Origin of the sequence: Aestuariivirga sp. (assembly GCF_046093005.1) — a bacterium.
Classification (GTDB): Bacteria; Pseudomonadota; Alphaproteobacteria; order Rhizobiales; family Aestuariivirgaceae; genus Aestuariivirga.
Window position 1 is genome coordinate 1 of record NZ_JBJTER010000011.1, and the last position, 10,878, is coordinate 10,878.

General features: G+C 61.8%; 13 protein-coding genes, 1 tRNA gene and 2 pseudogenes. 10 read left to right on the forward strand and 6 right to left on the reverse strand.

Annotated features, from left to right (window positions below):
* The 5 genes and pseudogenes from ACKOED_RS00510 to ACKOED_RS00530 form a co-directional block, all read left to right on the forward strand.
* Positions 1-203: pseudogene (locus tag ACKOED_RS00510) on the forward strand (acetamidase); the annotation flags it as partial.
* Between the two features lie 11 nt (positions 204-214).
* On the forward strand, positions 215-979 hold the full coding sequence (locus ACKOED_RS00515; RefSeq protein ID WP_408914619.1) for an SDR family NAD(P)-dependent oxidoreductase: 765 nt from the start codon (positions 215-217) through the stop codon (positions 977-979).
* A 21-nt stretch (positions 980-1,000) separates the two neighbouring features.
* Positions 1,001-1,843 (forward strand): alpha/beta fold hydrolase, encoded by an 843-nt coding sequence (locus ACKOED_RS00520; RefSeq protein ID WP_408914620.1) that lies wholly within the window; start codon positions 1,001-1,003, stop codon positions 1,841-1,843.
* 18 nt (positions 1,844-1,861) lie between these two features.
* Positions 1,862-2,212, forward strand: coding sequence for a Lin0512 family protein (locus tag ACKOED_RS00525; RefSeq protein WP_408914621.1), 351 nt, complete (start codon positions 1,862-1,864; stop codon positions 2,210-2,212).
* Positions 2,212-2,571: a Lin0512 family protein gene (locus ACKOED_RS00530; protein WP_408914622.1), complete on the forward strand. Its 360-nt coding sequence runs from the start codon at positions 2,212-2,214 to the stop codon at positions 2,569-2,571. Before ACKOED_RS00525 ends, ACKOED_RS00530 begins: the two co-directional genes overlap by 1 nt.
* 16 nt (positions 2,572-2,587) lie before the next feature.
* Here the strand turns inward: ACKOED_RS00530 and ACKOED_RS00535 are convergent.
* Positions 2,588-2,663 (reverse strand) — tRNA-Ile (locus ACKOED_RS00535).
* 53 nt (positions 2,664-2,716) lie between these two features.
* Here ACKOED_RS00535 and ACKOED_RS00540 point away from each other — a divergent pair.
* From ACKOED_RS00540 to ACKOED_RS00550, 3 genes are all read left to right on the forward strand, one after another.
* On the forward strand, positions 2,717-4,171 hold the full coding sequence (locus ACKOED_RS00540; RefSeq protein ID WP_408914623.1) for an AMP nucleosidase: 1,455 nt from the start codon (positions 2,717-2,719) through the stop codon (positions 4,169-4,171).
* A gap of 57 nt (positions 4,172-4,228) precedes the next feature.
* Positions 4,229-4,942 (forward strand): SIMPL domain-containing protein, encoded by a 714-nt coding sequence (locus ACKOED_RS00545; protein ID WP_408914624.1) that lies wholly within the window; start codon positions 4,229-4,231, stop codon positions 4,940-4,942.
* Between the two features lie 111 nt (positions 4,943-5,053).
* Positions 5,054-5,908, forward strand: coding sequence for a hypothetical protein (locus tag ACKOED_RS00550; RefSeq protein WP_408914625.1), 855 nt, complete (start codon positions 5,054-5,056; stop codon positions 5,906-5,908).
* On the opposite strand, the gene ACKOED_RS00555 is transcribed toward ACKOED_RS00550, so the two are convergent.
* Positions 5,905-6,306: a hypothetical protein gene (locus ACKOED_RS00555; protein ID WP_408914626.1), complete on the reverse strand. Its 402-nt coding sequence runs from the start codon at positions 6,304-6,306 to the stop codon at positions 5,905-5,907. The genes ACKOED_RS00550 and ACKOED_RS00555 overlap by 4 nt on opposite strands.
* 80 nt (positions 6,307-6,386) lie before the next feature.
* Between ACKOED_RS00555 and ACKOED_RS00560 the strand changes: the two genes are divergently transcribed.
* Together ACKOED_RS00560 and ACKOED_RS00565 are read left to right on the forward strand one after the other, a co-directional pair.
* Complete coding sequence (locus ACKOED_RS00560) at positions 6,387-6,842, forward strand: host attachment protein (protein WP_408914627.1); 456 nt, start codon at positions 6,387-6,389, stop codon at positions 6,840-6,842.
* Positions 6,843-6,864: 22 nt separating this feature from the next.
* Positions 6,865-7,506, forward strand: coding sequence for a TIGR02466 family protein (locus ACKOED_RS00565; RefSeq protein WP_408914628.1), 642 nt, complete (start codon positions 6,865-6,867; stop codon positions 7,504-7,506).
* Between the two features lie 3 nt (positions 7,507-7,509).
* Here ACKOED_RS00565 and ACKOED_RS00570 read toward each other — a convergent pair whose 3' ends face one another.
* The 4 genes and pseudogenes from ACKOED_RS00570 to rpoD form a co-directional block, all read right to left on the reverse strand.
* Positions 7,510-7,797, reverse strand: a complete 288-nt coding sequence (locus ACKOED_RS00570; protein ID WP_408914629.1) for an HlyU family transcriptional regulator — start codon at positions 7,795-7,797, stop codon at positions 7,510-7,512.
* 113 nt (positions 7,798-7,910) lie between these two features.
* Positions 7,911-8,909: a ParA family protein gene (locus ACKOED_RS00575; protein ID WP_408914630.1), complete on the reverse strand. Its 999-nt coding sequence runs from the start codon at positions 8,907-8,909 to the stop codon at positions 7,911-7,913.
* The gene (locus ACKOED_RS00580; RefSeq protein WP_408914631.1) at positions 8,906-10,102 is read right to left on the reverse strand and encodes an ATP-binding protein; all 1,197 of its coding nucleotides are present in this window, start codon (positions 10,100-10,102) and stop codon (positions 8,906-8,908) included. The genes ACKOED_RS00575 and ACKOED_RS00580 overlap by 4 nt, the downstream gene beginning before the upstream one ends.
* 9 nt (positions 10,103-10,111) lie before the next feature.
* Positions 10,112-10,878 (reverse strand): annotated as a pseudogene (gene rpoD, locus ACKOED_RS00585) (RNA polymerase sigma factor RpoD); the annotation flags it as partial.

The window sequence follows — 10,878 nt, forward strand, 5'->3', positions numbered from 1 at the left end:
CCATCGGATCGGCGCGGCCGATGGAAGACGCCGCCCGCATTGCCTATCGCGAACTTACCCGCTGGCTGGCCGCGGATTATGGCTTTGACGAGCTGGAAGCCTATTTTCTGCTGACCCAGGCCGGGCGCATGCGGGTGGGCAACATGGTTGACCCGAAGTATACGCTCGGGGCATCAATTCTGAAATCATACATCCGCCAATAGGGAGAATAGACATGGATCTCGGCCTCAAGGGTTTGAACGCGCTGGTCACCGGCGGCACAAAGGGTATTGGGCGGCGCGCGGCAGACATGTTTGCCGCGGAGGGCGCCAACGTCTCGGTCTGCGCCCGCAATGCCGGCGAGATTGCGGCTACCGTTGAAGGTCTGAAGGCGCAAGGCGTCAAGGCCTTTGGCCAGGCAATCGACGTCGGCAACAAGCAGGCGCTCGAAGGCTGGGTCAATGACAGCGCGAAGGCGCTGGGCGGCATTGACATCGTGGTCGCCAATGTCTCGGCGCTGGCGGCGGCTGAGGACAGCGAGGACTCCTGGCGGGCCCAGTTCGACATCGACATGATGCACACGGTGCGCACGGTGAACGCCTCCCTGCCCTATCTCGAGAAATCAAAGTGGCCATCAATCGTCATCGTGTCATCGGTTTCCGGGCGCGAGATTGATTTCACCTCGCCCGCCTATGGCGCTTTCAAGGCGGCGCTCATCCATTATGCGCATGGGCTTGCGCACAAGCTGGCGCCCAAGCTGATCCGCGTGAATTCGGTGTCGCCGGGCAACGTCTATTTCAAGGATGGCATCTGGCACTACATCGAAAAGAACATGCCGGACCTGTTCCAGCGGGCCCTGTCGCTCAACCCAACAGGGCGCATGGCCACCGCCGAGGAGATCGGCAAGGGCATCGTGTTCCTTGCGAGCCCCGCCTCGAGCTTCACCATGGGCACCAACCTTGTCATCGACGGCGCGCTGACCAAGGGCGTTCAACTCTAAGCCGCAACACAGGAGCTTCACATGCCAACTGATAGAATGATCGAACTGCCCGGCGGCGCCGTGTTGCATGCCATCGAGGCTGGCTCCGGCCAGCCGCTGATCATGATTCCGGGCTGGTCACAGTCAGCGGCCGAATACGGACGCAACATCGATGAGCTGGCGAAGACACGCCGGGTCATCGCGCTCGATATGCGCAGCCATGGCGAAAGCCCCAATGCCGAAGGCGGCCACCGCATCCAGCGCCTCGCCAAGGATTTGCACGAAACGATCGACGTGCTGGGTCTCAAGGATGTCGACGTGCTCGGGCATTCGATGGGCAGTTCAATCATCTGGAGCTACCTCGATCTGTTCGGGACTGACCGTTTGCGGCGGCTGGTGATCGTCGACCAGGCCCCGATGGTGGCCGCCCTCCCTGGCTGGGATGAGGCCGCCAAGAAGCGCTACGGCTGCCTGTTGCCGGACGTGCAGTCGGTGGCCGGCTTTGCGGACGCCGTGCGGGCGACGGACAGCATCGACGGCACCATGGCGATCCTCAAGGGCATGTTCACCTCCGCCCTGCCCGAGTCAGATCTCCGCTGGATTGCCACCGAGAACCTCAAGATGCCGCGGGCTGCGGCGGCTGACTTGCTGTTTGACCATTGCCTCAATGACTGGCGCGACGTGATCGCGGCGACACGGCTTCCAACCCTCGTCGTCGGCGGCCGCAAGAGCATCTTCTCGCCCGAGTCGCAGGAATGGATTGCAGCAGTGAACCCCAACGCCACAGCCGCGATCTTTGAAGAAAGTGAGGGCGGCGGGCATTTCATGTTCTTCGAGAACCCGCGGCGCTTCAATGCCGAGGTCTCGGCATTCCTGTCATCATAAGGCGCAGACGGAGCACTCATGACAAAGACCCGCATGATCGTCGAACTCGGCATGGGCACGGACCTGACCGGAGCCGACTATACCAAGGCTGCCATCCGCGCCCTCAAGGACGCGCTGTGGCATAATTCACTCACCATCGCCCCCGCGCTCGGCCGGAAGCCCCAGGACATGCATGTCAAGGTGCTGATCGGCGTGCCGAAGCCCGAAAAAGTCGACAAGGAAGCAGTCGCCGCGGTGCTGCCCTATGGCACGTCAACCGTCGAAGTCATGGAAGGCGGTCTTGAAATCATGAACGACGAGGGAACCAACCTCACCCTGATGGCCAATGCCGCAGCCGTGGTCTACCTCGATATTCCGGAGAAACACTGATGGCCGTGAAGCGCATCATCCTCGAAATGGGCCATGGCAATGACATGCATGGCGGCGACTATACCAAGGCCGCCTTGCGCGCGGTGCAGGATTGTATCCACCATTCCTCACTGCCCTTCCTTCGCACACTGGGGGTTCCGCCAGCCGAAATGCAGATCGAGGTGACGATCGGCGTGCAGCAACCAGACAAGGTCGACCGGGAGGCGGTAGCCAAGAGCCTGCCGCATGGCCAGGTCACGGTGAAAGTCGTAAAAGGCGGTCTCGACGTGCCCGACGAGGAACGCGGCGGCGCCTCGGTCATCGCCACGGCAGGCGTGGCGGTGCGGCTCGACCTCGAAAAGCATGTGGTTCCGGGCTAAAAAGCACAAGCCAAGGTGGTGGGCCCACCAGGACTCGAACCTGGAACCAGACGGTTATGAGCCGTCAGCTCTAACCATTGAGCTATGGGCCCCCACGGCCAGGATGGCTACAGCAATTCGCGGCCGCATGCTATAGCCTCGCGATATGCAGCAGGACCTGACCCCCGAAGCCGCCGTGGAGCGGCTGATCATCCTCTACCACGAGGCCACCGGCCACCTCCGAACATGCCTCGAACGCTATTTCGACACCCGGGAACCGCCATCCCCAGAAGAGCGGCAGCGCTTCCGTTATCCGGAACTGCGGGTCGACTACCGGGGCGGCGGCATCCAGCCCCGCATCGCCCGCGCCTATGCCAAATTCCAGGGGCCGGGCAGCTATGCCACGACGATCACCCATCCGGAGCATTTCAGCCGCTATCTGGTGGAGCAGCTTCGTTATCTGGTGAAGGATTACGGCGCAGCGATCTCGGTCGCGGCCTCTGGCCAGGAAATCCCCTATCCCTATGTCCTGGAACAAGGCGACGACCTCGGCCGCAATGATGTGACGGCGGCAGAGCTGGCGCTCCATTTCCCGGCGCCCCGCCTCGCTCTTGTCGGGGACGAGGTGGCGGATGGGCTTTGGAAAAGCCCGCCCGGCGAGCCGCTGCCGCTCGCCCTGTTCGATGCGGTCCGGATCGATTACTCGCTGAAGCGCCTCCAGCATTACACCGGCACTGGCTGGCGCGCCGTGCAGCCATGGATCCTGCTCACCAACTACCACCGCTACGTCGATCAGTTCGTGAAATGGAGCCTCGCCCAGCTGGCCGCGGATAGCCCGTTCGCGGCGCTTGATCTGCCGGGCGGCGGCCGCATCAGGCGCGGCATGAGCGCAACGGAGGCGGCGGACATCATCGCGGGTTCGCAGTGGCACCGCTACCAGATGCCGGGCTATCACCTCTCGCGCAGTGACGGACAGGACGGCATCACCCTGATCAATATCGGCGTCGGCCCGTCCAACGCCAAGAACATCACCGATCATCTGGCGGTGCTGAGGCCTCATTGCTGGCTGATGGTCGGTCATTGCGGCGGACTGCGCCAAAGCCAGCGCATCGGCGATTATGTGCTGGCCCACGGCTACCTGCGGCAGGACCGCATTCTTGATGCGCTGGTGCCGCCCGAAATCCCCATCCCGGCGCTTGCAGAGGTGCAAGTGGCGCTGCAGGAGGCGGCTGCGCGAGTCACCGGCGAGCGCGGCGACGCCCTGAAGGAGCGCCTCCGCACCGGCACGGTGGTCACCAACGACGACCGCAACTGGGAACTGCGCTGGAGCCAGGAATTGCGCCGCATCAATCTCTCGCGTGCCATTGCGGTTGACATGGAATCGGGAACCATCGCCGCCCAGGGATACCGTCTGCGGGTACCATATGGGACACTGCTCTGCGTTTCAGACAAGCCGCTCCACGGCGAGATCAAGCTGCCGGGGGCGGCCAACGCCTTCTACGACCGGGCGGTGGGCGAACATTTGTTGATCGGGCTCGAGACCATCGAGCAGCTGCGGGGGCATCTGGGACAGTTGCACTCGCGCAAGCTGAGGAGCTTTGACGAGCCGCCTTTCCGTTAACGCCGTATTGGCGCCTCATTCGGGCGCCATCGGAAAATGGTCAACCGGAGAACCGCCATGCAACGCTTGTTCCTCGCCGCTGCCGGGCTTGCCAGCCTGCTTGCCGTATCCACCCCTGGCTTTGCCGATGAGGCCCGCATGCCCCGCACCATAACATTGTCCGGCCATGGCGAGACAAAAGCCGCTCCCGACATGGCCTTCGTCACCTCCGGCGTGGTGACCGCGGGCGCCACCGCAGCAGACGCGCTGGCCGCCAACACCCAGAGCATGAACAGCCTGTTCGCAGCCCTGAAAGAAGCCGGTATCGCCGAGAAGGACATGCAGACATCGAATTTCTCGGTGCAGCCGCGCTATGACTTCAACAACGGCACCGCGCCGCCAAAGCTTGTTGGCTACGAGGTATCGAACACGGTAACAGTAACCATTCGCAAGCTCGCCGGTCTGGGCCCCCTGCTCGACCGCCTCGTGACCGCTGGCTCGAACCAGATCCAGGGAATTGGCTTCATGGTCTCGGCGCCTGACGTGGCCCTTGATGCGGCGCGCCAGCTGGCGGCGGCGGACGCCACCCGCAAGGCTAAGGTCTATGCCGCGGCCATGGGCGTCGATCTTGGCAAGGTCATCTCCATCAGCGAAGGCGGCGCGCAGCAGCCGCAACCCCCGCTGTTGCGCGCCGGGCCGATGATGGCGGATGCCGCCGGGGCGCCGGTTCCGGTCGCAGCTGGCGAGCAGAACATGTCCGTCGACGTCACCGTGACCTGGGAAATCCGCTGACCGGGCGGTTGCTCCGCCTTCCCGCTGTGATAGTTTCGGAACATGCCGGTTCTGGAACGCGACCCATGGCGGCTTCAATACTTCGAACATGTTCCGTGTCCGGAGCATGTTGTGATTCCTACCGACGATCCTGATTGCTGGCTGCTCTGCCCCGCCCACCGCTGGATTTATGACAAGCTGCGAATGGCGGAAAGCCAGGGCCTTCAGGCTGGTCCGCACGGCGTGCCGCCGCCCGCCTATCCGGTTTTCTCAAAACCCATCATCAATCTGCGCGGCATGGGAACGGGAAGCCGGATCATCGCCACGGCCACTGAGATGGCGCATTTCACCAGCCCCGGCCACATGTGGATGCCACTGCTTTCGGGCGCGCATATCTCCACCGATTGCGCGGTGGAAGACGGGCGCATCGCCTGGAGCCGGCATGCCACGGGGACACCGTGGAACGACGGCATGTTCCGCTACTGGACGGTGCATGCCGCGGCCAACCCGGCGCTTGAAGAACGGCTCGCCGCCTGGACCCTTCGCCACATGCGAGGCTACTCCGGCATGATGAACTTCGAGACCATCGGCGGCGATATCATCGAGGCGCATCTGCGTTTCGCTGATCAGTGGTGCGATCTTTATGGCGATGGCTGGGCGGAGGCTCTTGTGCGGCTATATGCCGAGGGCCACTGGTCATTCGCGGACCGTAACCGGGTCGATGGCTTTTCGGTACCGCTGTTCGCCCGCCACGGCGCCGGCTTCAAGCATCCGCCAGCCGGTTTGCAGGCGGCCGTTCGGGCGATGCCGCACATCTCGAGCCTGCAGATCACCTTCCATGAAGACAAGCCGATGGCGCAGCACGCCATGCCGCCAGGCGGTTTCCGGCTTGCCGTCGTCAACGCAACCAGCCTGTCAGCGGCGCAGGCCGCGCGGCGGAGGCTCGCCACCGCCTGGGATCCCGCGCTGATCATCAATCAGGACTAGCGGGGAGGCTGCCCGTCCTCCTCATCATCCACATGAAAGTGGTGCAGGATGCGGTGATAGACCGGCAACAGCATCAAGCCGGCGATAACGAACAGCAATAGACCTGACGCAATCGCATAGAAGGAGGCAAACAGCTTTCCACCCGTGCTGGATAGCGTGCCGAGCGGTCCCATGCCAGACAGTATCATCGCCGCATTGGCGAAAGCGTCAATCCACGCCATGCCCTCGAAGAACCGGTAGCCACCCGTGCCAATCAGCAGCGAGGCCGCAACCACCGCCAGGGCCCAGCGGGCATTCCGGCCGAGGCGGCCATAGAACACTTCGCGGCTCGCCAGCGGCTCTGCCCGTTTCTCGAATTTGTAAAGCCGCCGCATGGTGTCCTGCTCCAGACCGGTCATCGGGCTTCATAATTGATCTTCCGCAATGCGGAAACTCCCGCCAGGCTGTGTTATACCTCCAACAAAATGGAGGGTAAGATATGAAGCGACTGAGCCACAACGCCCGTGTGCTGGTGACCGATGGGGGACGCGCCACGGTATTCCGCAATGCCGGACAGGCCGGGCGGCCGAGCCTCGAACCCCTGAAAACCTATGGCCATGAAAACCTGCCGACCCGTGACCTCGGCACCGACAAGCCGTCCCGGGTGATGGAAAGCGTCGGCACCCGCCGCTCCGCCGCCGAGCAGACCGACCTGCACCAGCAGGCCGAAGACCGTTTCGTGCAGCAAATCGCCGCCGACATGGAACAGGACCTAAAAGCCGGCGAATTCCAGGAACTGATCGTGGTCGCCCCGCCGGTGGCGCTGGGCGTCTACCGCAAGGCGGCCTCGCCACAGCTGAACAAGGCCACGCTGATGGAAATCAACAAGGACCTGACCAAGCACGCCCCAGATCAGGTGGCGGCCATCGTCGTCAAGGCGCTTGAAAGCGACTGAGGCCTCGGCTAACCCGCCGCGCATGCCTGAAAAGACGCCAAAGGCCGCGGCGGCCACCATCCATGAGCTGTTCGCCACCCGCATCTACCGGGCCGACACCATCGTGCCCGAGCGGCTGAACAACGCCCTTGAAGTGCTGGCGATGTCGCTGGCGGTTGATGACGCCGCCGGTCTCAAATGGTGCGAAAAACATGGCTACCCAGGCTACACCTCCTATGCCTCGCTCAATGATCTCGCCTGGCGGTTTCCGGAATTCGGGCGGCTGGTAAAGGCGATCGACCGGCACTGCCTCGCCTATGCCAGGGCGCTGCACTGGAACCTGCGCGGCATGAAGCCCAAGGTGGACTCGCTGTGGGTCAACGTCATGCCGGAAGGCGGCGCGCACAGCTCGCATATCCACCCCAATGCGGTGATCAGCGGCACCTATTATGTGGCAACCCCGGAAGGCTCCGGCCCGATCGTCTATGAAGATCCCCGGCTTGGCCTGATGATGGCGGCCCCACCGCGCAGGGAGCCCCTGCCGCGTGGGTTCCAGAGCCATGTTCCGTTCCGTCCCGCCGCACGGACGCTGATGCTGTGGGAAAGCTGGCTCCGGCATGAAGTGCCGCTGAACCGCGCCGAAGGCAACCGCATCAGCGTCAGCTTCAACTACGTGCTGGCCTGAGCCTCAGGAGAAAACGCGCTCGCCCAGCTGGTCGACGATCTGCTGGCCCTTCATGATGGCGTGGTCCGCCGCGGCATCCTCGTCCGCGAAGCGGTCCGCGCGGACAAAACGGTGCTCCTTCGCCGCGCCGTCCACAACCTTGGAAACCGTGCCGCAGGTCTGCCACTGCCCGCCTTCCTTGTAGGGCGTGGCCGCGATGGTAAAGCCGTTATACTCCATCTGCCGCTTCGCCTTCGCCGGGGCGCCGTCGCCGGAGGACCCGCCGCCGAACAGCTTTTTCAGGAATGACATCAGAATCTCCTCCACAGACCGAACAACGCATGAAACTACCGGGATGCAGAGATATCCGCAATTACCTTGCGATACCCTCCGGGGCCTTCAACCCAAAATCGCACGGCCAAGAATTATGTTGATCGCGGCTGAAGACCGACCTTCGAAGCGATGAGTTCGGCCAGGGTTTTGAAATCCCGGTAGCAGTCTCTTACAGCGCCCTGATGGCCGCCAATTGCTCCGTCGCTCGGCTTTAGCAAGAACATTGGCTTCCTAGCCTCTTGCGCCATTGGCATCAAAGATCTGTAGTCCTTCAATTGTGCCAGGCAACGCTCGTCTGTCTTGAGGTCGAGACCCGCGTCGGCCACAGCTTCCCCCTCTACCTTTTCCCGGTAGGCAATAGGGAGCCTTTGCAGCCATCTTCGGAACGACTTCACTTCGCGGCCTTCACGGACCGAATACCGCGACACGACATACCCAAGCGGCTGCATTTCGCCGGGAGGGAGAGCAAAACCCATGTCCGGCGGCTGCCTGAGGCGGCGATCCTGCCATTCCCTGCGCCATAACTTCAGACGTGGGCCGACATTTTCCAAACCCTGTACCGAAAAAAGATCGGGGGCGGCGGGAATGACCACATAGTCAGCCGCAATGAGCGCCGCCCGGTTTATCGCGCCAAGGTTCGGCCCCACATCGACAAGGCCGATGTCAGCCGGGCGCATCGCATTGGCTTGGCCAATAATCCGGGCAAAAGCAGTGGTCACCCGGAATGACCGCTCGTTTCGGTCCAGGCAACTGGGCCAGCTCCAGGAGAGGTCATCCTCGAATGAAGAGAGATCCAGGTCTCCTAGGATGAGAGAGATATCCGAAGAGACGTTTTCGACCGACGAGAGCTGAACTTCTCCAATACCTTTTTTCAGAGGCTCAATGGCGGAGTAGATTGTAGGCCTTGGCTTCCTGACCCACAAATCGTTGAGCCTTTCTTCGTCGATGCTCATCCCGGTGAGATTTGCCTGAGGATCAAGATCAGCCGCGAGCACCTTGTATCCGAGTTCGGAGAACATCCACATCAGATGATAGACGAGCGTGGTCTTTCCCACCCCGCCTTTGTTATTGAAAAACGCGACTGTCTTCACGCCGCAGGCCTCACAATGGCGAGCACAAATTGATCGTTCACCTCAAATCGCACGGGTGGATTTCCGTTTTCAGCCAGTGCTTTCTGGGCAATCGCGATGCCGATTCCGAAACGTTCCATGAACCCGAGCTGCACCATCAGGCCGGCAATCGTGGGATTTCGGTAGTCGGTCACCCCAGTACCGAAATTCCCGGCGTTGACCTGCCCGTATGGGCCGCCAGGACTCAAGATCTCTATCCGGTCCGCATACCAAGTGATGCGGACCGGTGAATTCGTTCCTTCGTAGCTCCGGTGGACAAGCGCATTCCGTGACAACTGCCGTAACGCTACGATTGGATAGTCAGGAGCGTCCAGTCTCAACGCGCCCCCGACTTTGCTGCCGACGCGGATGTTGACGGCCATAAGCCTGTCGAGTTCGGAGATTTGGTCAGGCAGCGTTCCTGAGATCGTGCGGCTGTCGAGAAGCGGATCGGTCAGCTCAATACCGTCTATGCGCAAGAATTGAATGTAGGAACCTGGTATCCAGGTCTGCGGCGACTTCCCAGCCGTCAGCAAACCGGACACTGTTGGACTGCCCTCATTGTTAAGAAGCCTAAGCGCTTTGAGCTGCTGGTTGATTGGCCGGTCATTGGCCATGAGCACGTCCGAAGGCACCAGCGCGCGCAAGAGCTCCAGCTGAAGTCTCGCCAAATCAAGTTCGTGTTCATCGGCTCCGGCCACGCCCTGGGCATCAAAAGGGAGCGCTCCCCACCTCCTCTTTTCCAAGAGCCGTCTTTCTTCCTCGCCAGTTGCCACCGCGCGGCGAGGGCCGACGCGAATCCACGGTCGTCCGTTCAAGCGAACCGGCGGGTTTTGTGACGGGTAGACCTCGACAACAGCGACGTCACAATTATCGAGGGATTTCCTTGCAACAGTCAGGCTTGGAATAGGCTGTAGCAGCCCGTCATCCCTGAGCTGCGACAGCTCAAGAAGCACTTGATCGTCGATCTTCAAGCCAGCGCAGGTTCCGTCGTCATTCTGACCAATAAAGATTGTTCCCGGCTTGCCATGGCCGGGCAGATCATTCGCGAATGCGCATATGGCTTGCCTTATCTTGTCCTTGTCGGACAAACTCCGCTTTCTCTCAACGAGATCGGACTCGGCGTTCCGGAAACGGGACAGTAACTGACTATCATCAAGCATCGACGCCGCCATCTACCCGCCCTAGTTATCCAGGAAACTCCTCAGCTTCCGGCTGCGGCTTGGGTGCTTCAGCTTCCTGAGCGCCTTGGCCTCGATCTGGCGGATGCGCTCGCGGGTTACCGAGAATTGCTGGCCCACTTCCTCCAGCGTGTGGTCGGTGTTCATGCCGATGCCGAAGCGCATGCGCAGCACGCGTTCCTCGCGGGGGGTGAGCGAGGCCAGCACCCTCGTCGTCGTCTCGCGCAGGTTCGCCTGGATCGCCGCGTCGATGGGCAGGATGGCGTTCTTGTCCTCGATGAAATCGCCGAGGTGCGAATCCTCCTCGTCGCCAACAGGCGTTTCGAGCGAAATCGGCTCCTTGGCGATCTTCATCACCTTGCGCACTTTTTCGAGCGGCATGGAGAGCTTGTCGGCGAGTTCCTCAGGCGTCGGCTCGCGGCCGATCTCATGCATCATCTGGCGCGAGGTGCGCACGATCTTGTTGATGGTCTCGATCCTGTGCACCGGAATGCGGATGGTGCGCGCCTGATCGGCGATCGAACGGGTGATGGCCTGCCTGATCCACCAGGTGGCATAGGTCGAGAATTTATAACCGCGGCGGTATTCGAACTTGTCCACCGCCTTCATCCGGCCGATGTTGCCCTCCTGGATCAGATCCAGGAACAGCAAACCGCGGTAGGTGTAATTCTTGCCGATCGAGATGACCAGACGAAGGTACGCCTACACCATCTCCTTCTTCGCGATTCTCGCCTCGCGCTCGCCCTTCTGCACCATGGCGACGATGCGGC

Excerpts from the sequence above, each read along its gene's own strand:
- ACKOED_RS00515 (WP_408914619.1), top strand. The coding sequence starts at position 215 with ATGGATCTCGGCCTCAAGGGTTTGAACGCGCTGGTCACCGGCGGCACA.
- ACKOED_RS00520 (WP_408914620.1), top strand. The coding sequence starts at position 1,001 with ATGCCAACTGATAGAATGATCGAACTGCCCGGCGGCGCCGTGTTGCAT.
- ACKOED_RS00525 (WP_408914621.1), top strand. The coding sequence starts at position 1,862 with ATGACAAAGACCCGCATGATCGTCGAACTCGGCATGGGCACGGACCTG.
- ACKOED_RS00530 (WP_408914622.1), top strand. The coding sequence starts at position 2,212 with ATGGCCGTGAAGCGCATCATCCTCGAAATGGGCCATGGCAATGACATG.
- ACKOED_RS00540 (WP_408914623.1), top strand. The coding sequence starts at position 2,717 with ATGCAGCAGGACCTGACCCCCGAAGCCGCCGTGGAGCGGCTGATCATC.
- ACKOED_RS00545 (WP_408914624.1), top strand. The coding sequence starts at position 4,229 with ATGCAACGCTTGTTCCTCGCCGCTGCCGGGCTTGCCAGCCTGCTTGCC.
- ACKOED_RS00555 (WP_408914626.1), bottom strand. The coding sequence starts at position 6,306 with ATGACCGGTCTGGAGCAGGACACCATGCGGCGGCTTTACAAATTCGAG.
- ACKOED_RS00560 (WP_408914627.1), top strand. The coding sequence starts at position 6,387 with ATGAAGCGACTGAGCCACAACGCCCGTGTGCTGGTGACCGATGGGGGA.
- ACKOED_RS00565 (WP_408914628.1), top strand. The coding sequence starts at position 6,865 with ATGCCTGAAAAGACGCCAAAGGCCGCGGCGGCCACCATCCATGAGCTG.
- ACKOED_RS00570 (WP_408914629.1), bottom strand. The coding sequence starts at position 7,797 with ATGTCATTCCTGAAAAAGCTGTTCGGCGGCGGGTCCTCCGGCGACGGC.
- ACKOED_RS00580 (WP_408914631.1), bottom strand. The coding sequence starts at position 10,102 with ATGGCGGCGTCGATGCTTGATGATAGTCAGTTACTGTCCCGTTTCCGG.